Genomic DNA, 24291 nt, shown 5'->3' with positions numbered 1-24291 from the left:
ATGGCCAGGCATATCACTTGTCCCAGTCAACATCAGTATCAACACCAGTCAGGCAGTGTGCTGGTTCTGTTTTGTATTGGGTTGCTGGCTATGCTGGGCACTGCGGCAATGGCGCTGGATGGCGGCCACCTGTTGCTCAACAAGTCCCGCTTGCAGCTGTTAGTCGATGCTGCTGCACTAAGCGGGGCCAGCGAGCTGGATCAGGGCGGTACTCATACCGATGCCCGTCAGGCCGTCGTGGCCATCATGACGCAGAACCTGACTTTTTCCGAGTTCAGTGAGATAGCCGATGCGCTGGATCTGAGTCAGGCTGACAATGATTCAAGCACTGTTACTGAGTACCTTACGGTGGAATTTTCAGACCGTCCTGACCCGTTTATTGTTACCGCCAGCAGCAGTGCTACCTATATCCGGGTTTCCATTGACGGCATTCCTCTGGATAACTTTCTGGCGCAGGTGATGGGGCTCAACAAGCAAATTCATGCGGCCGCTGTTGCCGGCCCCAGCACCGCACTGGTTGAGTGTTACAGCAACCTGGTACCCATGGTTGTGTGCGGCGCGAATAACGATCCGTCAGATAATTTCGGGTTGCCGGTTGAACAGTTGCAACTACTAAAAATCAGCTCGCAGACGACGTCTGAAATTGGCCCTGGAAACTTTCAGCTGGTGCGTCTGGATGGTGCATTTGGGGCCGCTGACGTACGCAGAGCGCTGGCCGGTGAAGATTTCAACGGCGAGCAATGCTTTACCTCAGATACCTCAGCAGAGGAAGGACAAATAGATACCGAGCCGGGTAACTCGGTGGGCCCGGTTGCTCAGGGGCTTAATACCCGAATGGGTGAATGGCAGGGCGGCCAGGTCAATAACATCGAGCATCCACGAGATCTTAATATCTGTCAGGGCGATCACATTCCGTTGAACAACGAAGGTAACCTGGACACCGACTCAGCGCAATACGCCGATGCCTACCGCTACGCTGACTACCTGTCAGACACCCAAAGTGCTGATGGCGCTGCAGCCAGCTGTTCGGGGGCCGGCCATACCGGAGATATTGTTGCCCCGGAGCCTGCCCGCTCAGAGCGACGCATTCTGCAGGTACTGGTCGGCGATTGTGATGGTCAAACCAATGGCGCGGACCAGCTCGGCTACTTTGGCTCAGCCTGCTTTTTTCTGACCCAAGCTGTGCAACAGCAAGGACAGGAAGCTTATGTTATCGGCGAATATGTACAAGCCTGTAACAGTGAGGGTATCCCTTCAGGCACCGCTGAAGATAACGCCGGTCCCTACAAACTGGTGTTATACCATGCCGGGAGGACCGATGCGTAAACTCACAGGATTACACCAACAACGCGGACTGGCAGCCATCGAGTTTTCTCTGGTGGCGCCCATTATGTTTTTGCTTATTTTTGCCACCGCAGAACTGGGCCGGATGCTCTATCAATACAACGCGCTGACAAACGCAGTACGCGATGCCGGGCGTTATCTCAGTGATCGGGCTTACGAGGGTAATACGGGGATTCCTACCCTCACCGAGTCGGTAAAAAACCGGGCTTCAAACCTTATCATTGCCGGTAACACTCTGGGCCAGAACGAGCTGCTGCCAGGCCTGACCAACGCAGATATCCAGTATTCGCTGAACGGCGAGATGGTGACAGTGGCGGTCTCGTATAACTGGACACCCATCTTTTCAGACACCCTGTTCAGCGCATCAGGCACCAGCGCGGTATCGCTGAACTTTCCTATGCAGGTTTCCTACACCATGAGGGCATCACAATGAGAAAACATGAGCAGGGCGTTTACAGTGTTGAATTTGCCATTGTGGGCATGGTGTTTTTTGTTGTGCTGTTTGCCGTGTTTGAGGTTGGCAGGCTGTTTTTTACCTGGAATGTCATTACTGAAGTCAGCCGCCGTGTTGCCCGTCTGGCGGTTGTCTGTGATTTTGATCAGGCCAATCAGCTGGTCGATAGCAATGCGGTGTTATTTGCAGTTAATGACCTGGCACCGCTCATACCTGGCTTTAGCGCGGCCAACGTCAGCGTCAGTTACCTGACAGAGGAAGGCGTACTGGCGGCATCTTACAGTGATATCGATCTGGTCAGGGCTGAAGTGGTGAATTACCAGCATCAGTTTTTGGTGCCAGGCCTGTCATTTACCCTTAATGCACCGGGCTTTGCCTCAACCCTGCCCCGTGAAAGTCTGGGTGTTACCCGCTGGGGTTACACCGTTTGTGACGGCAATGAGTGAGAACCGGCTATGGAAAAAAGTAACATGACAAATAACCCCATGACCTCCTGTGTGATTAATTATCCGGTTTCGCCATCCCAGGAGCTGGTCCGGTTACCGCTGGCTACTCGTCTTCGGGTGGCGGTGCTGGACCCGGCAGACGAGCTGCAAAGTCTGGCCTATGACGCCTTAAACTCAGACGCTATGCTGGATATTACCCACAGCCACTACACGTTGAGTGAACCAGCTCGCTTTCATGTTGCTCTGGTTTATATTCCGCACAGAGCAACCGATAAACTGACGGTATTGCAACATCTGACACCGGCCATCTCCCATATCATTATTGTGAGTGATGAACTGACCAGTGAAATTGCCAGGCTGTCGGTGCAATTTAAAGTAGACGACCTCATCCCGCTCAGTGATTTATCCGGCTCACTCTACCCGGCACTTTCCAGCATTGCAGCCACGATCAGTCAGCAGGTCTCTGTTGCACCGCTGACCAGCATCATCAATGGCAAAGCGGGTTCGGGAGCCACGTTTCTGACCTGCTGCCTGAGCGAGATTCACAACGCACACAGCCATAATGAACTGGCGCTGATTGATGCTGATTTTAATTTTGGCTCATTAGCACACGGCCTGCATGCCGAAAGCCGTTACTCTATTGATGAGGCGCTGGCAGAACTGCATAAACTGGATGAGGCCGCAATTCGCTCCATGATGACCACCAGCAATGGGATAAAACTAATTGGTAATGCACCTTTTTCCCGTCTGCAGCAGTCCTCTGAATCCTGTGAGCAGTTTGATCGCCTGTGCTGGAAAATCCGCCAGACCTTTGGGGAAGTGTTTGTCGATATGTCCAAGGGACTTGAGCAGCACACCCTGCCTATTCTGAACCAAAGCTCCACCATTCTGATTGTGATGCAACTCAGCGTTGCCTGCCTGCGCGAAACCAAAGCCATCTTGCAGGCCATGCGCCGGCACGCCAGTGTGGATGATAAAAATATTGCGATTGTGGTGAATCGCTACGTAACGGGCAAAGGTGAGATACAGCTGGCTGATGTGACATCGGTGCTGGGTGTAAGCAACATTTTTACTATCAGCAATAATTTTGAGCTGGCTCGGTTACGCACCGATCTGGGCCGGTCACTGAACTCACTGGCTAACCACAAAACGATCACCCGTGAACTGCATCAGATCGTGCATTTCATTGCCCCAAATAGCTTACGACCCACCATCGATAAAGCCGGCTTTTTCAGCCGCCTGCTAAGGAGTAAATAATGGAACAGGCATTACATTACCAGGATCCATATCAACAATTATCATCCACTGATATTGATACCAAGCAGGAACTATTTAATCAGGTACTGAATATGCTTGACCCGTCCATTCTGGAAACCATTGAGCAGGACGTGGCCAGACAGCAAATTACTGAATGTTGTCGACGTTTGCTCGACGCTTATCCACGCCCGATTAATATGGCCACACGGCAAATTATCATCAAACTGGTGCTTGATGAAATTCTGGGTTTAGGCCCGCTGGAAGTCCTTATGGCCGACACGGGTGTGTCAGATATTCTGGTCAACAGCTACAACAATATCTATGTGGAGCGTGGCGGTAAACTCGAGCGGGCCGCAGTGCGATTTTATGATAACCGGCATCTGATGAGTATTATTGACCGGATTGTCTCGCGTGTCGGCCGGCGCGTGGATGAGTCCTCACCTATGGTTGATGCCCGGCTGGCTGATGGTAGCCGGGTAAATGCCATTATTCCCCCGCTGGCACTGGATGGCCCGTCCATGTCGATTCGCCGGTTTACTGTTGAAAAGCTTACCGTAGCGCAGCTGATAAATTACGGTTCAATGACAGAAGCTATGGATGTCCTGATTCGGGGGGCCGTTCAGGGAAAGCTGAACATACTGATATCAGGGGGCACCGGCAGCGGAAAAACCACCTTACTGAATATTTTATCCGGCTACATTCCTGCGGATGAGCGCATTATTACTATTGAAGACTCCGCTGAGCTGCAGTTGCAGCAGCCTCATACCGTGCGTCTGGAAACACGGCCTCCCAATATCGAAGGACGCGGTGAAGTCACTCAGCGAGATCTGGTGAAAAACAGCTTGCGGATGCGACCTGATCGTATCGTGATCGGAGAGGTACGCGGCGCAGAAGCTATCGATATGTTATCGGCTATGAACACCGGCCATGAAGGCTCACTGGCCACCTTGCACGCCAACAGTCCGCGCGATGCCCTCGCCCGCCTGGAAAATATGATTTGTATGGGTGGGTTTGATATGCCAGTACGCAACATTCGGGCTCAGATAGCCTCGGCCATTGATGTGGTTATTCAGACCCAGCGCCTTGAAGACGGCAGCCGCAGAATTATCAGCATCCAGGAAATTACCGGCATGGAAGGAGAAGTCATTACCATGTCAGAGCTGTTTACCTATGAACGCAATGGCTTTACCGATCAAAATAAGGTTAATGGCTCATTCAGGGCGACCGGCGTGGTACCCCTGTTTCACCGGCAGTTAACTGCAAAAGGTATTTCGATGCCTCACAGCATCTTTGGTGTTGATGCGGAAATTCGCTTTTAGGAGATGATAATGAGCATGCAACTTGTATTTCTGGGGCTGGTATTTCTGGCTGTGGTCATGTTGTCACAAATGCTATTTGTATCTATTAACAGTCCGCAGCGGGCCGACAGCAGGGAGCTCAAAAAACAGCTGGACACGCTGATTGCACAAGATCGTTACTTTCCCGGACACCTGCTTATCAACACCCGACTGGAGTCTTTGTCAGCAGCCAGAAAAGCTCTCGAGTCGCTGCCTTTTGTTAAAGACACGACGTTTCGCCTGGAGCTGAGTGGTTCACGGATGCTGGGGCACGAGTATATTACCATCGCTACGCTGGTCAGTTTATTTTTGGCTGTACTGCTTTGGCTGCTGACCCGCGATCTGCTGGTTGCCAGTCTGTGTTTTGCCGCCACAATTGGTGGTTTTTTCATGAAGTTACAACGGGATATTAACCAGCGCATGGAGCGCATAGAAGAGCAGTTCCCCGAAGCGCTGGATGTACTGAAGCGTGGCCTGCAGGCAGGCTATGCATTTAATGAAGCACTTAAGCTGGTCTTTGAGGAGCTCCAGGGAGATCTCAGCAATGAGCTTAAGCTGTTGTTCCAGAGAATTAATCTGGGTGCAGATATCAAAGCGGCCATGCTGTCGTTTGTACGCCGGGTCCCCAGCACCTCAGCAATGGCATTTTCCAGCGCGGTAAACATTCAAAAAGAGACCGGTGGTAACCTTGCTGAAAACATTGAAAACCTATCGGTATTAATCCGTCAGCGATTCCGCTTTCGCCGCAAAGTAAAAACGCTATCGGCCGAGGGCCGGCTCAGCGGCTGGATTTTGGTCCTGTTGCCCTTCGCCCTGTTTGCACTACTTTACATTACAACGCCTGACTATGTCAGTGAACTGTTTACCACAGAATCAGGTCATGAGCTGTTGAAATGGGGATTGATCGGCATGGTGGCCGGTACATTCTGGATCAAAAAACTGCTGGAACTGGAGGCCTGATATGGAATATTTGCGTGGAATACTCTATTCGTTCACCAGTAATGAAAAAGCGGTGACCCTGGCGGTGCTGGCCATTGCCCTGATGGCTGGCCTGATGCTGGCAATGGCTCTGTTTTATCTTATCAGCGGGACTTATTCGCCCATCCGTAAGCAAATTCAGCAAATGCGGGCAACCGCCGACACGCCGGTCACCACAGAGCCGGGTTATCAGAATTATCTGGAAAGTACACTGACCAAAGTCGGCGGCAATTCCCTGTTTCATAAAGCCCTGCAAAAAGATCAGGAAAACAGAAAACTGCTGATTCACGCAGGCTACCACTCTGAAAATGCGTTAAAAGTCTATTACGCCATACGACTAATGGCGTTGATGGTCGGCATCGGTCTGGCTTATCTCATGCTATGGCTGTTTCCTGATTTGAGCACCCTGATTTCGGTCTATCTCATCCTGCTGACCGTCGGCGGCTGCTTCATCTTACCCGGCATTATTCTAACCCGCCTGGCAAACCGCAGAATGCGTAACTTACGCAAATACTTTCCAGATGCACTCGACTTACTGGTGGTGTGTTGCGAGTCAGGTCTTGGACTGCTGGAGTCTTTTCAGCGTGTCAGCAATGAACTTAAAGCCGTACATCCTTATCTGGCGCATGAGCTGGGCCTGGTGGTTAAAAAGGTAAAAGTGGGCATCCCGCTATCTCAGGCTTTAAACGAGTTTGGGCACCGCACCGGCCTTGATGACATTCGCGGACTGAACTCAGTCATTGTACAAAGTATTAAACTGGGTACTGGCGTGGCTGAAACAGTGCGTGTCTATGCCGATGAATATCGCGACAAACGGCTTCAGGCCGCAGAAGAAATGGCCGCAAAAATTGCGGTAAAAATGGTTTTTCCGATGATGGTGTGTATCTGGCCGTCATTTTTTATCGTGGCAATCGGACCTGCCATTCTTAAAGTTATGGAAGTCTGGGATACCGCTTTTTAGTACGGGAAGATGAATATGATTAAGCACACTGTAATTATCTCCACACTGCTATTAACAGCCTGCAGCAGCACGCCAGATACTGCGGCCACCGCCCCGGCCAAGGCAGTAGCACCACTGGAGCAGATAAAAACCATGGCCGGACATTATGAACAGGCCGGAGAACTTGATAAAGCGCTGGTCTATTATCTTAAGGCACTGGAAAGTGATCCGAATAATACACAGCTCACCTACCGGGTGGCCGAACTCAATAAACAAATGGGTAAACCTGAACTGGCACTGCATATGTTGCAACGCGTTATAGCGCAGCAACCCAATCACAGTACAGCGCTCAGTGAGGCAGCGATGCTGTTGCTTGAGATGAAAGAAGTCAACAAAGCCACCGCGTACTTTATCCGGGTGACTGAGCTTGACCAGGCCCGACTGACCACGTCCATGATGCAGGCAGGCTCCTACAAACAGCTCGACGCCCAGTCGCCGGTGCAGGCTTACAACGGCCTGGGTGTTGCCTACGACCTGCTTGGCCGCTACGACGACGCCAAAGCCTTATACGCATTATGTCTTGAGCGTACCCCTTATTCTGCAATGGTACTGACCAACATGGGCTACTCGCACTATTTATCCGGCGACTATGCACTATCGGTAGATACCTTTCATCGCGCGATTGATGCTGAGCCGGCTTATACACGAAGCTGGACCAATCTTGGGCTGGTTTACACCCGGATGGGTCGCTATAACAAAGCATTCCAAACCCTGCGGCGCGTGATGGACGAGGCTCAGGCCTACAATGATCTTGGCTACTTTTTAATGCTCGAACAGCGCTACGAAGAAGCCGAGTACTTCTTTGAGCAGGCGATTTCCACCTCCCCCCGTTATTATGAAGTCGCCTATGAAAATCTTAATGATGTGCGCCAGCACATCTCGGTTATTGATGAAGATAGTCCCCGCCGGCTTCCATAACCCGCCACACTGGCCAGACCCGCGCATATTGCGCGCTCTGGCTGTCTTGTTGAAGTCTATTTCAGGTCAAAATGACGTCTCGCTAGTCTGACGTCACTTCTTTGTTTTATATCGATACTCCTGTCTTTCACTCATCGCCACATAAGCTGCCAGTTTGAAATCCCAAAAAACGATTAGACCAATAGGATTTTATCAGTTTTATAAATACATAGAGTTATTAATAATCATCAGCGTTAACCGGCCGGTGTGACAAATCTGTGCAAAAGGACAAGAAAGCTTTTTTTAATTCTTATCTTTCAACACTTTCTTTACCCCATGAGGGAATTGAAGCGCAAGTGAGCGTCCTGCAGGAACAATAAATACACCACAAATGAATAACACTGAGGAAATTCAGCATGAAAACCGCTTTTTCTAGAATATTATTGTCCTGCGTCGCCGCAGGTCTCTTAAGTGTCGGAGCCCAGGCCGATACATTGACCCGCCAGAACGGCGCACCGGTTGGCGACAACCAGAATTCACAAACCGCCGGCCCATGGGGGCCAGTGCTACTACAAGATTCACACCTGATAGAAAAGCTGGCATCTTTTGACCGTGAACGTATTCCTGAGCGTGTGGTTCATGCCCGGGGGACCGGTGTATACGGCTATTATGAAAACTATGAAGATTTAAGTGATGACACACTGGCTGCGCCCTTTCAGAAAGCCGGTAAAAAAACCGATGTATTTGTCCGTTTCTCTGCGGTAATTCACGGTCATCAGTCACCTGAGACCTTACGCGATCCGCGCGGTTTTGCGGTAAAATTTTATACCGAACAGGGTAACTGGGATCTGGTAGGCAACAACTTCCCGGTATTCTTTATTCGCGATGCGATTAAGTTTCCTGACATGGTTCACTCATTTAAGCCCTCACCGGTCACTAATGTTCAAAATGCCAGCCGCGTGTTTGATTTCTTCTCTCATGTGCCTGAAGGTACGCACGCACTAACCATGCTGTTCTCCGATTACGGTACACCGGCCAGCTATCTGAATATGGATGGATCTGGTGTTCATGCCTTTAAATTTGTTGATGACGAAGGCGATTATAAATATGTGAAATTTACCTGGAAGGCGAATCAGCCAATTAAAAACTTCAGTGCCGAAGAAGCCATGAAAGTACAGGGTCAGGATTTCCAGCCACACACTACGGATATTTATATCCGGATAGGTGAAAAAGGGGAAACTGCATCATGGGATCTGTACCTGCAGGAACTGGAACCTGAGCAGTTAGACGATTTTGAGTTTAACCCTTTGGATACGACCAAGATCTGGCCAGAATCACTGGTACCAGCCCGTAAAATTGGTCGTTTGGTATTAAACCGCGTTCCCGATAACTTCTTTGAAGAAACAGAGCAGGCTGCGTTTGCTCCAAGCAATCTGATTCCGGGTATTGAGCCATCAGAAGATCGTATGTTGCAGGGCCGCTTATTCTCTTATGCTGATACACAGCGTTATCGTCTGGGCGTAAACGCCTATCGCATTCCGGTGAATTCACCGAAAAATGCCACTATTGATAACCATGAGCAACACGGCCAGCTTCGTACCACGCAATCAAAACGTGATGTGAACTATCAGCCAAGCCGCAGAGTTGACCTAAATGAAGATCCAGCCTATCGCTATTCTTCTAAGCCTCTGGCGGGTATGACGCAACAAATTCCTTTCTACAAGGAACAAAACTTTAAACAGGCCGGTGACTTTTATCGCACCCTGTCTAAAGAAGGGCGTCAGCATCTGATAGAAAACATGGGTGGCGCACTAGCCGGAACACCAGAAGAGGAAATTCGGGTCATTATCAGCGCATATATGTACAACGCCGATAAAGAATACGGTACAGGTGTAGCCAAACTCGCCAACGCCCCGCTAAAGGCAGTAAAAGCCAAAGCTAAAGAGTTGATGAACAAGCAGGCTGAGCGAGCTAAACATGCCAAACAGGTAGCAGAAAGCCTGTCAGCTATGTCGCGTTAGGCACCACTATCACTTATCACGGCTCTGTGCTAATCACGCAGAGCCGCTTTTTAAAAGGACAACCACTATGCAACATATTTTATCCGCCCTGATGATTACCCTGTTACTGACACTACCTTTTACCAGCGCGGCAGATACTACACCTGAAACGCTCAAAGCCCGCTATTTTGATGCGGCCCGACAGGGTAATACCGACCTGCTTGAGGCCTTCTACGATGCCGGTGTCAGCCCGGATGTAGCCGATGATAAAGGTTATACAGCATTGATTTTATCGGCCTATCACGGCCATTCAGCCACCGTGGAATATCTGATTACTCACGCTCATGCTGATCCTTGCCAGGAAGATAACAAAGGCAATAGCGCACTGATGGGCGCAATATTCAAAGGCCATCTGACTGTGGCCAAACAACTCATGTTTACTGATTGTGCCGTTGATACTCAGAATCAGCAGGGGCAGACTGCACTGATGTTTGCCAGTTTATTTGACCGTCAGGCTCTGGTCAGTGAACTGGTAGCCAATGGTGCTAACCCTCAGCATAAAGACAAAGCGGGCAATTCGGTGGCAGATATTGCGCTTTCTCAGGGAAACTATGAACTGGCTAAAACGCTGCAACAGATGTCAGCCTCAAAACCAGAGCATTAGTTACTGCGTCCTTACAACATGAAGCCGCTTGCGTTCATTTGTTGAAAAATGGGTGCGCTGATACTCATCAAGCAAGGTGTTCTGCATGTGGGTGTCCAGTCTCTGTTGCCGGAGCGTCTCGCGGAAATCTCGATACTGCTCAACCCGCGCCTGCCACTGCGCCTGCTTCTGCCAGGTGACCACCATACGCTGTGCCGGTTTATCGCCAATCAGGGCAGCCAGTGCATTGTAACGGGATGTATCATCAGCAAACTGCTGTTTTATCTGCGCCACTTTATGCATATTTAAGGTAGGGAGAAAGCCGACTTGCTGCTGTTCATCCAGCGCATCGATCTGTTCAAAAATCTGCTGCTTTTTCTGTCTGGCTGTCAATCCTGCATCGCCGGCAATACGCAGGCGCGACAGCGCCCTGTGGTCTTCTGCCGCTTCGTCTGCAAACAAAATGGTATATTCGTGATCATCAAAAAAACGGCGGCGCAGAACTTCCCGCGCGTCCAGCGTATCGGCGATATCCTGAAATACCGCGCTGCCCGGCACTTCTAAGTTTTGTTGTGACAGCGCCACTTTATAATCCACATAGCGCCCAAACACGGCACTGGCATAACTGGCTGTATGCTCGCTAAACCGTGAATGACTGTGCTGTTGATAGTCATTTTTTGCCTGTTGCGCAGAAGCGCCATGGCGAGCAAAAATAAAACGGTCAAACGCATCCTTACTGCCTGCCGACAGAATAAATGCCGGAAGCCCGGCTGTTGGCAATACCTTGAGGTTAACGTGGGTGTCTGTATGCTCAACTGCAGCAGATGATCTGGCTGTCATATCATCTGCCTTATGGCCGGGCGTCGTGGCTGCCGAGGATGACGTATACAGATACCAGCCTGCTATACAACACAGGCTGGCCCCTGTTAAAACAAACAACTGACGCATCAGGTGTTTACAATCCCAGTGCTTTAAGGCGAACGGCCTGACTGACATACACATCCACTGGGTTGGTTTCAAACCAGTGAGTGATCCCAAAGCTCTGGTTCACCTCATCTAAATGATTCATCCGGTAATTGTCTTTCAGTACCTTGCCCAGATGTGAGCTGCAGGTGGATACCAGCCCGTCATTAGGCTCATCGAACAAAAAACCGGTCGTGGTTAAAAACCCGTCGGACACATCCAGTGCATTAGTCAGGGTTTTACCGCCACTCCAGGAAAAATAATACACCCCATTGTCCGCCAGCATTTTACCGTCGTTGCGACAATAGGCACTGGGCATGCCTTCCGGGTAGCGCTGATTAAACTGCACTGACCCATCGGTGGATAAGGAATTTAACGCAGCCACACTGCTGGTCGGTTTATCCCGGGGATCGGAGCCGGAAAACAGCTCAATCAGATTTGCCATGGCATCAGCAGCCAGTGCCGCGCCTCCTTCCAGCACCGAGCCTTCGGTCAGGCTCTGGCGCAACACATCCGCCACCTGGCTGCCCCAGTTTACACCGCCCACCGAGGTTACAGAGGCCACTTTGTGAGGTGCTACGCTGGCCGCATAGCGGGCAGTGGGACCACCATGACTGTGACCGATCAGATTGACTTTTTGCGCACCGGTCAGTGCCCTGACCTCGTCAATATAGGCCAGCAGTTGCTCTCCTCTTACCTCTGAACTGTTGGCCGGCGAGACTTCGGCAATAAATACCTGAGCACCGTGACGACTGAGCTTTTGCGGGACTTTGTAAAAGTAATCAACAAACAGAATATCCTCGAAACCAAATAAGCCGTGCACCAGCACAATAGGGTATCGGGTTTGTGCGTCGGTTGACGCAGTAGCAGAAACTGATATGAGCAGCATAATGGTAAATACAGCGCGAAGCAGTCGTTTCATAGTGGCCCTTAATAAGGTGGTCAGACCTTTTTATTCTTATGTAAAAGAAATGTTAATATCAACCCTTATTTACACATGTTCGCTAACTGACTGGTTTGTCTGCGGATTAAGATAATTGTGCTGTTAGGTAACGGGCAATCACGCAATGATGAGGAAATCAGTGAAGACACAGCCAGCAAAAGCGCGTTGCTGGCTGTCTTAAGATAAAAGTCTGCTGATGCAGGCTCAAATTAGCGGAACAAGACTTTTTCCCGATTGAACCAGTGAACCGAAAAAGCCAGCAGAACTCCGGCGATGATGACAGTTGAGCCAAAAATCCCTAACAGCGCGAAGTAATCCATGGTGCCCTTCATCAGCTCTTTCATGGCCAGCGACACATTGGTCAGTGGCACCCAGACCCATACACCCTCGAGCTTTGTGCCCGGGATCATCGACAGCACAATCGGGAAAATGGCAATCATAATCAGCCCGCCCATATAGCTCTGGGACTCTTTAAATGAACGCGCATAAATCGACAGCGAGAGCAGCAAAGAAGAAAAGATGGCTACGACCGGAATCAGCATCATAAACATCAGCATAAAATCGGTTACCCCGACGGATGCCACCAGATCAGCAACAAATTTGATGGCCATACCCTGCGCCAGTACAAATGACCAGATTGCCATACTGCTGACGGTCAGAAGCGCAGTGATAATACCCGACAGACAGATGGCCAGAAACTTACCCATAACCAGCTTGTGTCGCGGCATGGGCGTGATTAGCAGGGTTTCCAGTGTGCCACGTTCTTTTTCACCTGCGCCCATATCAGCAGCCGGCGCCATGGCTCCCTGCAAACACAGAATAAACAGAAAATAGGGTAAAATAGCGCCGAGCCGTTCGCCCCATACTTCCCGGTCATCCGCGACATTTTTACGCTCAATCACCAGCGGTGTTATCAGCGCGGCCTGCTGCTTGTCGTTCAGTTGCAGCGTGTTAAACGCCTGTATCTGAAAGGCCTCGGAGATAGGATCCACAATAGCGGCAACCCGCTGATACACCAGGTTAAGCTCAGCGTCATTATAATAAAGATTCAGCGTGTGCTGCCCGGCGCTTAAAATATCCGGATGATAGTTGTCGGGTATTTCCAGCACAAAATCCAGCTGCTCACGGCGAATCAGTGCCATGTAATCAGCCTCTGGCGATAATTCCACCCTCTCGAATTTATCCGGTTCAGCCAGCATTTTCTCATCAATCTGGGTCAATTCAGTATTGCCGGTAATGGCAAATCTCAGAACCTCATTCTGGGCTTTTTCCATGGCATTTGAGCCAAAGAAAATTCCCACCCCGGCAAGCAACGGAAACACCAGTAGTGGCAATGCAATCATAAAAATGAGTGTTTTGCGGTCGCGCAGCAGTTCTCTTAGTTCTTTTTTAAAAATCAACCACATCAGACTATCTCTCCAACCGGTGCTTGCAGTGTTGATAAAAAGCTCTGGTGCATGTGTCCGCCGGACAAATCACTGAACACCGCCAGCGAATCATTAAACACCGTTTGACCCTGATTGATCACCACCACCCGGTCACACAGTGCCTGTACCTCATCTAAATGGTGAGTGGAAAAGATCACCGGCACACCATCCGCTTTAAGCCGCTCAATAAATGCGATGACCGTGGCGGTTGCCATAATATCGAGACCGGTGGTGGGCTCATCAAGAATGACCAGCTCCGGATTATGGACCACCGCTCTGGCAATCGATATTTTCTGCTTCATGCCGGATGAGAAGTTTTCGGCCCGGCGGTCCAGAAAACTATGCATTTCTAGTAAATCCGCCATTTGCTCGATTTTATCGGCGATCGCACCTTTACTCATACCGTGCAGCTGACCAAAATAAGCAATATTTTCCCGCCCGGACAAACGCCCATAGAGCCCTGTAGAACTGGACAGAAAGCCAATTTTTTTACGCGCCACCAGCGGATCTTTTAAGATATCCACACCATTAATGCTCACCGTGCCTTCATCGGGTTTGAGCGCGGTAGACAGGATGCGCAATGTAGTGGTTTTACCCGCCCCGTTAGGCCCCAGTAATCCAACCACCTGACCTTTTTCACATCGAAAACTGACATTTTTAACCGAATGAAAAAAACGCCCCTGTAGGCGCGGGTCCTTTTTTTCCTGCTCGCTGAGCTTTTTGGGTGATTCCACCGCAAACTTCTTAGCAAGATGCGAGATGTCGATCATCCTGGCTCCTTGTTCTTATCTGGCTTTGCCGTTTTTGTATTTGAGTAGTACTTTGGGTGTCCCGCCCTGCGGGAAAAATAAACAACATTACTGTACGTGGTATCAGCCGGATTTTGTATAGCACAACAATGATTTTATTAAAAAAGCGCCACGGTAAGACTCTCGCCTACACAGTTGCAGAGGGTTTAACAAAGCGACTGGCTCGCCCTGCATACAGACATGACATATTTCTACTTGCTACACCGCACAACGATTTATCATAATAACCCGCGCCTGTGCGCAGTAAAATGTCACGCACAAACCACCATGTAGCCCTCCCGGCTTTATCATTTGATACAGGACACAACATGCATCAGACAGCCCGCCGTCACGGTGTGACCATCATGGTTCAGGGAACCTCCTCTGATGCCGGCAAAAGTATGCTGGTTGCTGCGTTATGTCGCTGCCTCAAACAGCGCGGCTTTAGAGTCGCCCCCTTTAAACCACAGAATATGGCACTTAACAGTGCGGTGACCGCCGATGGTGGAGAGATTGGCCGGGCTCAGGCGGTGCAGGCTATGGCGGCCGGCGTGGCCCCGCATGTGGATATGAATCCGGTATTGCTTAAACCCAGCAGCGATACCGGCGCTCAGGTCATTATTCATGGTAAGGTGGTGGCTGACATGCAGGCGCGTCCCTATCATGACTATAAAACCATTGCCATGCAGGCCGTTCTGGCCTCCCATCAGCGACTTATTGAAGCGTATGATGTGGTTGTGGTAGAAGGGGCCGGCAGCCCGGCTGAGGTCAATTTACGAGACCGGGATATTGCTAACATGGGGTTTGCTGAAGCCGTCGACTGCCCGGTATTGCTGATTGCTGATATTGACCGGGGCGGCGTTTTTGCCCAGCTGGTCGGCACCCTGGCACTGCTCAGTGACTCTGAGCAGGCGCGAATTAAAGGCATGGTGATTAATAAGTTTCGCGGTGATATCAGCTTGCTGCAGCCCGGTCTCGACTGGCTGGAAAATTATACCGGTAAACCGGTCACCGGTGTATTGCCATACCTGCATAATCTGGCACTGGCCGCCGAGGATGCGATTGCCGCTGAGCAGACAACGGATACCACACTGCCTCAGCTTAATGTGGTGGTGCCGGTATTCAGTCGAATCAGCAATCATACGGATTTTGACGCGCTGCGCGCCCATCCGCAGGTAAACCTGCAATATATACCGCAACATGCTCCGCTACCGGCGGCCGACCTTATCATTTTGCCGGGCAGCAAGAATGTGCGCAGCGATCTGGCTTTGTTGCGTGAAAACGGCTGGGATAACGACATCGCCCGCCATCTGCGCTACGGTGGTAAAGTCATAGGCATCTGCGGCGGTTATCAGATGCTTGGTCAGCACATTGATGATCCGGATGGCGTAGAAGATATGCCCGGCGGCAGCCGCGGACTGAATCTTCTGCCCGTGACCACCGTACTGACCGGCCACAAAAAGCTGACCCGGGATACCGCTACCCTGCTGGCTCGCCCTGAAATTGCGCTAACCGGTTATCAGATTCATGTGGGTGTCAGTCAGCTTACCGATAACGCCTGCGGATCGGCTTTGTGCCGGCTTGGCACTGGCGAGCATGAAGGTTACATCAGTCAGGATGACCAGATTATTGGCAGTTATCTGCACGGGTTGTTCGACCATCCCCAGGCACTGCAATATTTTTTGCAGTGGGCAGGGCTTAATGCACCAATAAGCGAGTCTTACACCTTGCAGCAGGAAACAGACATCGAGCGACTGGCCGCCCTGTGCAACGCACACCTTGACTGGCAGGCCATCGACGCCCTGACCGGTCCCCCACCACGTCAGGTTACAACAGGAGATTCTTATGAGTGAACAGGACAAGCAAAAACATAAAGCCCGGATGCAGGCACACAAGGAAAAAGTGGATGAGCGTATTGCGCAGGCAACCGAAGAGCGCGGTATTGTTATTGTGATTACCGGTAATGGTAAGGGTAAGTCCACGTCTGGATTTGGTACGGTGGCCCGGGCTGTCGGACATGGGATGAACGCGGCCGTCGTGCAGTATGTAAAAGGCACCTGGCCCTGTGGTGAGCGCGATTTACTGCAACAGGTCGGTGTGCCGTTTCATGTAATGGGCACCGGCTTTACCTGGGAAACTCAGGATAAAGAGACTGATATGAAAGCCGCACAGGCCGCCTGGGAGCAGTCCAGACAGTGGCTGGCTGACCCACAGATTGATTTGGTACTGCTGGATGAAATCACCTACATGCTGACCTACAAATATCTGGATGTGGACGATGTGCTACAGGCACTGGCTAACCGTCCGGTTCATCAAAGTGTGGTGATCACCGGCCGCGCCTGCCATCGCGCTGTGATAGACATAGCAGATACCGTCAGTGAAGTACGCCCGCAAAAACATGCGTTTGATGCCGGTATCAAAGCACAAAAAGGCATAGACTGGTGAGTATGCATTCGGCCAGCGACATGTGGGTTTATCTGTGCCGTCATGGCCAGACCCAGTGGAATTACAGCAAAACATTGCAGGGCCAGCTTAACAGTCCGCTCACCGAACTGGGGGAACAACAGGCAATAGCGCTAGGGCAGAAAGCACGGCAATGGAATATTGAAAAAGTGGCCAGCTCGTCACTGGGCAGAGCTATTCAGACTGCCACCTTGTGTGCGCAGCAGCTCAATGTCCCGCGCAGTGAGTATCCGCTACTGGCGGAGCGCCACTTTGGTGACTGGCAGGGCAAGCCGGCAGCACAGCTGGCGGACTATCAGCAGTTTCGTCAGGTACGTTACGCTCAGCCGGACACCCGCCCGCCGGGACGCGGCGAAAGCACCAATATGGTAATTGAACGCCTGACTACCGGCCTGAACCAACTGGCCAGACAGGAAACGGCACGCCGCATACTAATCATTAGTCATGGTGACGCACTGGCGTGTCTGGCCGGTACCTTCGGCCAGCACAAAGCCCTGCAAAACGGTGAAGGGCTGGCACTGCGTTATGACCAATACCGGTGGCACTGGCACGGCTGGCTGGACTAAACTGGCTGGACACAGCAGGCTTTTACCCTGCCTTATCAACCACAAGCCGCCGGTGCTTATCAGACTTACTCCCTGCGTTTTCAAAATAGTACCGGCACTGTTAGACCGGGTGAACGAACATGCTGCTTATTGTTTCCAAACAGTCGGGATTGCACTGCAAAATGCTCAGACCAGCCAGCTTCAGATTGACATTAAATTAAACACTTTGTAATGTTGCGCCACTGCTTCAGGTGCCTGCCGCTTTGCATGATGCAAAGCTGGGTAGGATAAACGGGAAGTATGGTAACGCAGAACATTCTGCTCTAGTCCATCGCTGCCCCCGCAACGGTACGATGCATTCGCATCCAGCCCGACACCGGCCTGAACCACAGTAACCAAATAAATGAAGCGGAGGGCTTCATCAGAGTTGTGGACAACAACATGAATACCACCCTTAAGTTCCGACCTTACAACCGTGCGCGGTCTGGCAGTAACCTGCCCTAGAATCGCCACCCGGTGCTTTTGCTCTTCCTGCCCTCTCCTGCAATCCATTCTTGTTTTTGATTGAGGAAACACACATGCAAATCCGTAAGCTGTCAGCTGCTATTGCGCTGGGTCTTACCACCACATCAACCCTTTCTGTTGCCGCGTCTGACGCTCAGCAAGAGATTGAAAAAATCACGGTTTCCAGCCGGGTTGTGACGCCGCTGCGCGAAATTGCTACTTCGGTTTTTGTGCTTGATGAGCAGGATCTGGCGCTACGCGGCATGCCAAACCTGTCTGAAGTTCTGCGCACCGCACCTGCGGTGAGCGTGAGTAACAGCGGCGGCGTTGGCTCGGTGACGTCGCTGCGTATTCGCGGTGAAGAAGGCTACCGGACCCTGGTGCGGGTGGATGGCGTGGATATTTCCGATCCTACCGGTACCCAGGTCAATGCCAACATTGGCCAGCTGCAAACAGCCAATGTATCTCGGGTAGAGATTTTACGCGGCCCTCAGGGCCTGGTGTATGGCGCGGATGCCGGTGGTGTGGTCAATATTCAGACCGGGCGTCTTGAACAGGGCGTGTATGGCAGTATCAGCGGCGAAGCCGGCCGTTTTGACACACATAATGTCAGCGGTGAAATTGGCGGAGGCAACGACACTGTCAGTGCCTATTTGTCGGCCTCGGATTTTTCCACCAACGGGTTTAACGCCCGCCTGGATGATACCGAATTACAGGATGACGACGGTTACGACAACACCACCTTCCACGGCCGGGTTGCGGTAAAAGCCACCGACCGTCTGACACTGGGACTGGTTGGCCGCAGCAATCAGGGTGAAAACCAGTTTGACGGCTGTTTTGACAACACCACCTTTGCCAGTATCAATACCTGTAGCGATGAATTTGAGCAAAATAACCTGCGAGTGAGCGCCGACTATGCGCTGGACTCAGGCCATCATCAGCTGGCTTATACAAAGACACTCATCGAACGGGAAAACTTTTCTGCCGGTGAGTCTGGCTACCTGACAAAAGGCACCACTGAGCGTGTTGAGTATATCGGTAACACCCGCTTTAACAGTGCTTATCAGCTGGTTTATGGTATTGACTGGGAAGAAGAAAGCATTACATCACAAAGCCAGAGCCGGACCCAGACAGGCTACTACGCCGAGCTGCAAAGTGAGCCAGTGAAGAATCTGTTTACCACCGCCGGGCTACGCTACGATGACAATGAAGATTTTGGTGAGCATGTCAGTTACCGTATAAGTTCAGCCTATCTGTGGCAGACGCAGGCCGGTGAGGTGAAACTTCGCGGCGCCTACGGAACCGGCTTTCGCGCTCCCAGCCTGTACGAAGTGGAATATAACCGTGGGCCATTTGCCTACGCACCAGCGTCAGACACCACGCTTAGCGAAGAAAAATCTAAAGGATATGAAGTGGGCGTGCGCCTGACGCCCCGGACAGGCTCATTTATTGAAATGGTGTATTTTGACCAGCAGATTGAGGACAATATCTACTTTGACCTGACCACTTTCTCGGGTTACCTGCAGGATATCGGCACTTCCTATTCTGATGGTGTAGAGCTGATTGGCCAGTGGCTGATTAATGACAACTGGCAGCTAAATGCCAACTATACCTACAATGAAACCGAAGACACCAGCGGCGCCCAGCGCAGTCGTCGTCCGCGTCAGCTGGGTACTGTGGCGGTCACCTACACCCGCGATGCCCTGAGCGTGGCCGCTTCGCTGCGCATGGTAGCTGACTCGGTGGATAACAGTATGAAGCTAAAAGACTATGCTCTGCTTGATATCAGCGCCCGGTATGCCCTGAGCCCGGCTTTCTCGGTATTTGCCCGGCTGGAAAATGCACTGGATGAAGATTATCAGGATATTAGCGCCTACCGCACCAGCGGCGCAGCGCTATATGCCGGAGCAAAGTATCAGTTCTGATACACACTGATGATGCGTAAAAAGGTGGCTGTCCGGCCACCTTTTTTTGTAGGGAGAGAGGCCGGCACTGGCCTGCACATTTATGCCCGGGAGAGTATTTCCACCGGACCGTGGTTATCACAATGACCGTTGTGTTGATGATGCAGATGCCCATCAACGATATAATCGGTGTGATCGCCGTGAGGCACCGCTTCATGACCGCAGCCCGGGCCATGTATATGGCCGTCTTCGTGGCCTGAGCACTGATGACCGCCAGTGCAGGTATCCGGGTTTTTGCTGTCTACATCAAGCGTGTGTTCATCAACGTGGTCACCGTGCATATGATGCATGTGCCCGTCGTGCAAATAGTCGACATGATCGCCGTGTTGGATAGCGGTATGGCCACAACCAGGGCCGTGCTGGTGTGGATGGTTTAGGTGCTCTTTACAATCGCTCATGGTTATTGTCCTCAGCGTAAAACCCAATTTAACCTGACCTTTCAAAGCTAGTACAAAAATACAACATGCGCCTGGTTGTTATCGATAGATTTCCCAGGCCCTGCTACGATGTTGTGCAGCTATGCTATTTATAATAATGTGGCAAACGCCTGATCAAAGCCATTTAGCGATACGCTGTAAGTAATTTGCTGATCGCCAATGTAGTAGGCAAACCACATCACCTTGCCGCGCTCCATCTGATTCAACAGACTGTCAGGAATAAACGAGCGCACTTCACAAACCTGCTTGTCGCAATCGGCAATCGGTACCCGCATAAAGTCATGTTTGTCCACTTTTACTGCCGCCCCTTTGGTCTGATCAGCCGCCGCGGTGAAGCGCATCAGAATATGCGGCATCGGATGCTCAGCCTGATTAGCCACAATGACCCCCATGAGGGTTTTGTCCTGCGCTTTTTTACTTTTTACCATTTGCTGAATCTGACAACGGGCAGGTTTATCGCCCCGGGCTGTTTCACAGTGCGCTTTCCATGCGCCATATACGTTATCTTCGGCAGCTTGTGCTGCCGCCGACAAGCACAGTAACACACTACATAATACGAATACTTTCTGCATAATTTATCCTGTTTTTCTGTTTGCCCGTCTGCCCGTTGTCAGGGCGCTTAGCAGGTGCCTTTAAACCGGCGACGACTGCACATCAGTCCTATCAGTCCCAGCCCCATTAATGACAATGAGGCCGGTGCAGGAACAGAGGTAAAATCCACATCCTCGGTCACCGGAATCTGGCTGATATCCACATCACCAGCCGCGGTAAAGGTTAAGCCGGTCACAAACGCGGTAGGATCGGTAGGGTCCAGCAGCTCTGATGTTTCAATACCTAACACCTGAAACTGTGAAACACCGTCCAGTCCAAAATCAAACGCAATATTGGCAAATGCCTCACCTAAAAACACGGTATAGTCAGTGCCATCCCAGCCAAACACCTCAAAAATACCATCGCCAATATCAGGTAAAATAACACTGGCAACATTCGGTCCGCTGTTTACTACATAGTCGTAACCCACAGCCACAATCGGGTCAATAAATACCGGCTGACTAGGTTCTGTTACCGTAAATGAGAAATCAAACGATTCAGGCGTATCATCTTCATCCGGTAACAATGGATTTTCCGGTGAGCCCGGCGGGTTACATGACGGATTGCACGAGCCGGCGGCATTATCGATAAACAGCGTGGCATTAAGCGCTGTATCTCCGGAATTGGTCACCGCGAAGGCCAGGGTATATTCACCGGTCTGATCGAGCTGCTGAGCAAAAGAAAACACGCCGGAGATCCCATCTGAGCCGGTTTCCAGCCCCGGGCCTGTGGTACTGGCCAGTACATCAATAAAGGTCGTGCCATCGGGGGCGGTTAATATAGCAAAAGAAGGGTCGGTATAAGGCACATAATCCCGGGCGGCGTAATTCCACGACATATCAATGGTATCACCGGCATTGGCCATAAAGCTTTGCGAGATGGCTGAGCCGTTGGTCAGCTGCATATTTTCACCGGTGTTAACGGTAGGCCCGAGCTGCGCATTATATAACGCGCCGGAATTAAGTCCCAGAAAAGACTCTATCTGCTCTACCGTGGCGCCAAATGAGTCCAGAAACGCCATAGTGGTGCCATTTGGCGTGATCTCATAGTTGGTGTCGTTGCTGGTGATGACATTGGTCAGTCCGGCCGCGGTTACCTCTCCGATGGTATTCCAGCCGGTTAAATCTCCGGTTTCAAAATCCTGATTAATAAGTGTGATGGGCGCAGCAGATGCCAACTGGGTCGATGCTACAAAAACGACCACAGGCAACGCACTGCACAACATGCCCTTCTTAAACTGAAGTTTATCCATTGTTATTTTCCTTGTGTATTCAATTAAAGGCCCCGCCGAACACACCACATCGGCGACGAATTGAACAAGCACAAGTCAGGCCACAAAAAATAGCCATAAATAACAAACAGTTAAAAGACTTTGTATTTATAAAGATAAATTTATGTAAAGAAAACTGACAATAAAAGTAGGGATTAGTACGGTGCTTGCGTGGTGCTGAAGCATGAATCGAGGCAGCGGGTGGCCCTGCTACCTCATCACAGTGTGATTAGCCGTGCTCAGCGCCACAGCCGCAACCGGACTCCTGCCAGTTTTTCAGCTTGGTGGTTTTACCAATACCCGGGTTAAAGCTGTTAGTGGGATCCAACTGGCGATAAAACTGTTTAAGCGGCGCTTTAGCAAAATACTCATGTCCAACGTTATGCTCGGCCGGATATTCAGCCTGACGGGCATCAAAGGTTTGCAGAATTTTACCTTTCAGCTGTTTGGCATCCGCGCCTTTTTTCAACACATAGTTCTGATGCATAACGTGGCAGAACAAATGGCCGTAATACAGTTTGGTATCAATTTGCTCGTCGATCTCTGGCGGTAACTCCTCGAACCAGTCAGGATCGTTACGTCGCAGCGCCACATCAATGGTCATCATGGCGCCCACCTGCTTGCTGTTCATCGTGTGGTAGCGGCCTATTGCGCCGCCGGCCACAAACCGATGCAATATCGCTTTATCGGCTTCTTCGGGCGTACACTCAAAATAGTCACCGTCGTTGGTCTTAAAAAATTCATCCAGATAAGCCCGGGCTTCATCCACCCCGTCATTGCTCATCTCCAGAATCCAGTGATGCTGATACTTATCACGATAAGCTTCCATGCGGGCCGGCAGATGATTCGGAAACAGGTAACTGAAGTATTGCATTACCCGGTCAGACATTTTATTAGGTAAAAAGCCCAGTTTGTCAGTAAATGCATCAAATTTACGCTTAAACGCAAACAGCTTAGGGATAAATTTTGCCCCCAACTTACTGATCACGATAAACATATCTTTGCCATATTTTTTCGATACGTCGTAACAATCCCGGTGCAGATACTCGCCAGAATCGGGCAAATTGGTAAAGCCGGACAAGATGTCGCGACGCACTTTGGTAAACACTGCCGCGTCGTTAGAGCCTACATAAAATACCTGTTTTTTCTCCGGGATTGGAAAGGTGTCCAGACGCACCGCAAACACCGCCAGCTTTCCCGCACAGCCTGAAGCCTCATGCAAACGGCGACCATCGTTATTAAACCGCGATGGGGTATCGGCATCCACTTCCCTGACCCGCTCATCATATTCGTTATCTGACGCGCGAGCCTGTGGGAAAGAAACATCACTGTCCTGCCATTTTTGTTTTTCCAGATTCGACAAGATATCTTCGGGTGTGTCGCCCAGCTCGATACCCAAATTGTTGACCAGCGAGAGCTCGCCCTGCTCGTTAATTTGAGCAAACAACGACAGCTCAGTGTAGGCTGGTCCACGTTTGACCAGTGCCCCACCCGAGTTATTACAGATACCGCCCACAATGGAGGCACCAATACACGATGACCCAATCACTGAGTGAGGTTCACGGCCATACGGTGCCAGTGTTTCTTCCAGACCAAACAAGGTGCTGCCAGCCAGTCCAATAATCTGGCGGCCCTGATCCACCAGCTGAATCTGATCTATACGCATGGTGCTGATTATCACCAGAGGTCTGTCATAGTCCTTGCCATCCGGGGTTGAACCGCCGGTCAGACCGGTATTAGCTGCCTGCATAATGACAGCAACGTCGGCCTGTACACACAATTTGAGTATCTGCCAGATTTGCACCAACGTGCCAGGACGCACCACTGCCAGTGCTTCACCAGCACCAAACCGGAAGCCCTTACAATAAGGTTGCTTCTTTTCTTTGTCGGTCAGAAGAAAATTATCCCCGACCACATTTTGCAAAGATGAAATCAAAGATTGGGTGTCGACCTGTCCTGTCATAACGCTCTCTGTGTGGGTTTTACAAATACGGCTTCTGGCTTTCGACTATACACTAAATCCGGCTGAAACGGATGGGC

At 50.9% G+C, this 24291-nt stretch carries 22 protein-coding genes and 1 riboswitch; of the genes, 14 read left to right on the top strand and 8 right to left on the bottom strand.

The window, feature by feature from the left end; genetic code table 11:
- The 10 genes from EZV72_RS03885 (at position 1) to EZV72_RS03840 (ending at position 10377) form a co-directional block, all read left to right on the top strand.
- Positions 1-1326 (top strand): TadE/TadG family type IV pilus assembly protein, encoded by a 1326-nt coding sequence (locus EZV72_RS03885; protein WP_137166000.1) that lies wholly within the window; start codon positions 1-3, stop codon positions 1324-1326.
- The gene (locus EZV72_RS03880; protein WP_175405038.1) at positions 1319-1777 is read left to right on the top strand and encodes a TadE family protein; all 459 of its coding nucleotides are present in this window, start codon (positions 1319-1321) and stop codon (positions 1775-1777) included. The genes EZV72_RS03885 and EZV72_RS03880 overlap by 8 nt, the downstream gene beginning before the upstream one ends.
- Positions 1774-2244: a TadE/TadG family type IV pilus assembly protein gene (locus tag EZV72_RS03875; RefSeq protein WP_137165998.1), complete on the top strand. Its 471-nt coding sequence runs from the start codon at positions 1774-1776 to the stop codon at positions 2242-2244. The genes EZV72_RS03880 and EZV72_RS03875 overlap by 4 nt, the downstream gene beginning before the upstream one ends.
- Positions 2245-2268: 24 nt before the next feature.
- Positions 2269-3501, top strand: coding sequence for an AAA family ATPase (locus EZV72_RS03870; protein ID WP_137165997.1), 1233 nt, complete (start codon positions 2269-2271; stop codon positions 3499-3501).
- On the top strand, positions 3501-4820 hold the full coding sequence (locus EZV72_RS03865; protein ID WP_137165996.1) for a CpaF family protein: 1320 nt from the start codon (positions 3501-3503) through the stop codon (positions 4818-4820). The genes EZV72_RS03870 and EZV72_RS03865 overlap by 1 nt, the downstream gene beginning before the upstream one ends.
- A gap of 9 nt (positions 4821-4829) precedes the next feature.
- Complete coding sequence (locus EZV72_RS03860) at positions 4830-5798, top strand: type II secretion system F family protein (RefSeq protein ID WP_232364499.1); 969 nt, start codon at positions 4830-4832, stop codon at positions 5796-5798.
- A 1-nt stretch (position 5799) separates the two neighbouring features.
- Positions 5800-6777, top strand: a complete 978-nt coding sequence (locus tag EZV72_RS03855; RefSeq protein WP_137165995.1) for a type II secretion system F family protein — start codon at positions 5800-5802, stop codon at positions 6775-6777.
- A gap of 15 nt (positions 6778-6792) precedes the next feature.
- Positions 6793-7734, top strand: a complete 942-nt coding sequence (locus EZV72_RS03850) for a tetratricopeptide repeat protein (protein ID WP_175405037.1) — start codon at positions 6793-6795, stop codon at positions 7732-7734.
- Between the two features lie 395 nt (positions 7735-8129).
- Positions 8130-9734, top strand: coding sequence for a catalase (locus EZV72_RS03845; protein ID WP_137165993.1), 1605 nt, complete (start codon positions 8130-8132; stop codon positions 9732-9734).
- Positions 9735-9801: 67 nt separating this feature from the next.
- Positions 9802-10377, top strand: coding sequence for an ankyrin repeat domain-containing protein (locus EZV72_RS03840; RefSeq protein ID WP_137165992.1), 576 nt, complete (start codon positions 9802-9804; stop codon positions 10375-10377).
- Here EZV72_RS03840 and EZV72_RS03835 read toward each other — a convergent pair whose 3' ends face one another.
- The 4 genes from EZV72_RS03835 to EZV72_RS03820 all read right to left on the bottom strand — a co-directional run bounded on the left by EZV72_RS03835 (position 10378) and on the right by EZV72_RS03820 (position 14459).
- Positions 10378-11196: a lipase secretion chaperone gene (locus EZV72_RS03835; protein WP_175405036.1), complete on the bottom strand. Its 819-nt coding sequence runs from the start codon at positions 11194-11196 to the stop codon at positions 10378-10380.
- A gap of 115 nt (positions 11197-11311) precedes the next feature.
- Entirely contained in the window at positions 11312-12241 is a 930-nt protein-coding gene (locus tag EZV72_RS03830) for an esterase/lipase family protein (protein WP_137165990.1), read from the bottom strand.
- A 230-nt stretch (positions 12242-12471) separates the two neighbouring features.
- The gene (locus tag EZV72_RS03825) at positions 12472-13668 is read right to left on the bottom strand and encodes an ABC transporter permease (RefSeq protein ID WP_137165989.1); all 1197 of its coding nucleotides are present in this window, start codon (positions 13666-13668) and stop codon (positions 12472-12474) included.
- On the bottom strand, positions 13668-14459 hold the full coding sequence (locus tag EZV72_RS03820; protein WP_137165988.1) for an ABC transporter ATP-binding protein: 792 nt from the start codon (positions 14457-14459) through the stop codon (positions 13668-13670). The genes EZV72_RS03825 and EZV72_RS03820 overlap by 1 nt, the downstream gene beginning before the upstream one ends.
- A 347-nt stretch (positions 14460-14806) precedes the next feature.
- Here EZV72_RS03820 and EZV72_RS03815 point away from each other — a divergent pair, with 347 nt between their 5' ends.
- The 4 genes from EZV72_RS03815 to EZV72_RS03800 all read left to right on the top strand — a co-directional run bounded on the left by EZV72_RS03815 (position 14807) and on the right by EZV72_RS03800 (position 19914).
- A complete protein-coding gene (locus tag EZV72_RS03815) occupies positions 14807-16330 on the top strand; it encodes a cobyric acid synthase (protein WP_137165987.1) in 1524 nt (507 codons plus the stop codon).
- Complete coding sequence (cobO, locus tag EZV72_RS03810; protein ID WP_137165986.1) at positions 16323-16922, top strand: cob(I)yrinic acid a,c-diamide adenosyltransferase; 600 nt, start codon at positions 16323-16325, stop codon at positions 16920-16922. Before EZV72_RS03815 ends, cobO begins: the two co-directional genes overlap by 8 nt.
- Positions 16923-16924: 2 nt before the next feature.
- On the top strand, positions 16925-17506 hold the full coding sequence (locus EZV72_RS03805; protein ID WP_232364549.1) for a histidine phosphatase family protein: 582 nt from the start codon (positions 16925-16927) through the stop codon (positions 17504-17506).
- Between the two features lie 211 nt (positions 17507-17717).
- Positions 17718-17884: riboswitch (cobalamin riboswitch) on the top strand.
- A 179-nt stretch (positions 17885-18063) separates the two neighbouring features.
- Positions 18064-19914: a TonB-dependent receptor plug domain-containing protein gene (locus EZV72_RS03800; protein ID WP_137165984.1), complete on the top strand. Its 1851-nt coding sequence runs from the start codon at positions 18064-18066 to the stop codon at positions 19912-19914.
- 80 nt (positions 19915-19994) lie between these two features.
- On the opposite strand, the gene EZV72_RS03795 is transcribed toward EZV72_RS03800, so the two are convergent.
- The 4 genes from EZV72_RS03795 to dld all read right to left on the bottom strand — a co-directional run bounded on the left by EZV72_RS03795 (position 19995) and on the right by dld (position 24214).
- Entirely contained in the window at positions 19995-20351 is a 357-nt protein-coding gene (locus EZV72_RS03795; protein WP_137165983.1) for a hypothetical protein, read from the bottom strand.
- A 128-nt stretch (positions 20352-20479) separates the two neighbouring features.
- Complete coding sequence (locus EZV72_RS03790; RefSeq protein WP_137165982.1) at positions 20480-20962, bottom strand: invasion associated locus B family protein; 483 nt, start codon at positions 20960-20962, stop codon at positions 20480-20482.
- 47 nt (positions 20963-21009) lie between these two features.
- A complete protein-coding gene (locus EZV72_RS03785) occupies positions 21010-22233 on the bottom strand; it encodes a PEP-CTERM sorting domain-containing protein (protein ID WP_137165981.1) in 1224 nt (407 codons plus the stop codon).
- A gap of 247 nt (positions 22234-22480) precedes the next feature.
- Positions 22481-24214, bottom strand: a complete 1734-nt coding sequence (gene dld, locus EZV72_RS03780) for a D-lactate dehydrogenase (RefSeq protein WP_137165980.1) — start codon at positions 24212-24214, stop codon at positions 22481-22483.
- Between the last annotated feature and the right edge of the window lie 77 nt (positions 24215-24291).

The sequence above is a fragment of the Salinimonas lutimaris genome (assembly GCF_005222225.1).
Lineage (GTDB): Bacteria > Pseudomonadota > Gammaproteobacteria > Enterobacterales > Alteromonadaceae > Alteromonas > Alteromonas lutimaris.
Note: the sequence above shows the minus strand (reverse complement) of the source record. Positions and strands in the feature narration are given on the sequence as shown.

What these genes read in the sequence shown, in the direction of transcription:
- EZV72_RS03885 (WP_137166000.1), top strand. Translation starts at nt 1, where the DNA reads ATGGCCAGGCATATCACTTGTCCCAGTCAACATCAGTATCAACACCAG.
- EZV72_RS03880 (WP_175405038.1), top strand. Translation starts at nt 1,319, where the DNA reads ATGCGTAAACTCACAGGATTACACCAACAACGCGGACTGGCAGCCATC.
- EZV72_RS03875 (WP_137165998.1), top strand. Translation starts at nt 1,774, where the DNA reads ATGAGAAAACATGAGCAGGGCGTTTACAGTGTTGAATTTGCCATTGTG.
- EZV72_RS03870 (WP_137165997.1), top strand. Translation starts at nt 2,269, where the DNA reads ATGACAAATAACCCCATGACCTCCTGTGTGATTAATTATCCGGTTTCG.
- EZV72_RS03865 (WP_137165996.1), top strand. Translation starts at nt 3,501, where the DNA reads ATGGAACAGGCATTACATTACCAGGATCCATATCAACAATTATCATCC.
- EZV72_RS03860 (WP_232364499.1), top strand. Translation starts at nt 4,830, where the DNA reads ATGAGCATGCAACTTGTATTTCTGGGGCTGGTATTTCTGGCTGTGGTC.
- EZV72_RS03855 (WP_137165995.1), top strand. Translation starts at nt 5,800, where the DNA reads ATGGAATATTTGCGTGGAATACTCTATTCGTTCACCAGTAATGAAAAA.
- EZV72_RS03850 (WP_175405037.1), top strand. Translation starts at nt 6,793, where the DNA reads ATGATTAAGCACACTGTAATTATCTCCACACTGCTATTAACAGCCTGC.
- EZV72_RS03845 (WP_137165993.1), top strand. Translation starts at nt 8,130, where the DNA reads ATGAAAACCGCTTTTTCTAGAATATTATTGTCCTGCGTCGCCGCAGGT.
- EZV72_RS03840 (WP_137165992.1), top strand. Translation starts at nt 9,802, where the DNA reads ATGCAACATATTTTATCCGCCCTGATGATTACCCTGTTACTGACACTA.
- EZV72_RS03835 (WP_175405036.1), bottom strand. Translation starts at nt 11,196, where the DNA reads ATGACAGCCAGATCATCTGCTGCAGTTGAGCATACAGACACCCACGTT.
- EZV72_RS03830 (WP_137165990.1), bottom strand. Translation starts at nt 12,241, where the DNA reads ATGAAACGACTGCTTCGCGCTGTATTTACCATTATGCTGCTCATATCA.
- EZV72_RS03825 (WP_137165989.1), bottom strand. Translation starts at nt 13,668, where the DNA reads ATGTGGTTGATTTTTAAAAAAGAACTAAGAGAACTGCTGCGCGACCGC.
- EZV72_RS03820 (WP_137165988.1), bottom strand. Translation starts at nt 14,459, where the DNA reads ATGATCGACATCTCGCATCTTGCTAAGAAGTTTGCGGTGGAATCACCC.
- EZV72_RS03815 (WP_137165987.1), top strand. Translation starts at nt 14,807, where the DNA reads ATGCATCAGACAGCCCGCCGTCACGGTGTGACCATCATGGTTCAGGGA.
- cobO (WP_137165986.1), top strand. Translation starts at nt 16,323, where the DNA reads ATGAGTGAACAGGACAAGCAAAAACATAAAGCCCGGATGCAGGCACAC.
- EZV72_RS03805 (WP_232364549.1), top strand. Translation starts at nt 16,925, where the DNA reads ATGCATTCGGCCAGCGACATGTGGGTTTATCTGTGCCGTCATGGCCAG.
- EZV72_RS03800 (WP_137165984.1), top strand. Translation starts at nt 18,064, where the DNA reads ATGCAAATCCGTAAGCTGTCAGCTGCTATTGCGCTGGGTCTTACCACC.
- EZV72_RS03795 (WP_137165983.1), bottom strand. Translation starts at nt 20,351, where the DNA reads ATGAGCGATTGTAAAGAGCACCTAAACCATCCACACCAGCACGGCCCT.
- EZV72_RS03790 (WP_137165982.1), bottom strand. Translation starts at nt 20,962, where the DNA reads ATGCAGAAAGTATTCGTATTATGTAGTGTGTTACTGTGCTTGTCGGCG.
- EZV72_RS03785 (WP_137165981.1), bottom strand. Translation starts at nt 22,233, where the DNA reads ATGGATAAACTTCAGTTTAAGAAGGGCATGTTGTGCAGTGCGTTGCCT.
- dld (WP_137165980.1), bottom strand. Translation starts at nt 24,214, where the DNA reads ATGACAGGACAGGTCGACACCCAATCTTTGATTTCATCTTTGCAAAAT.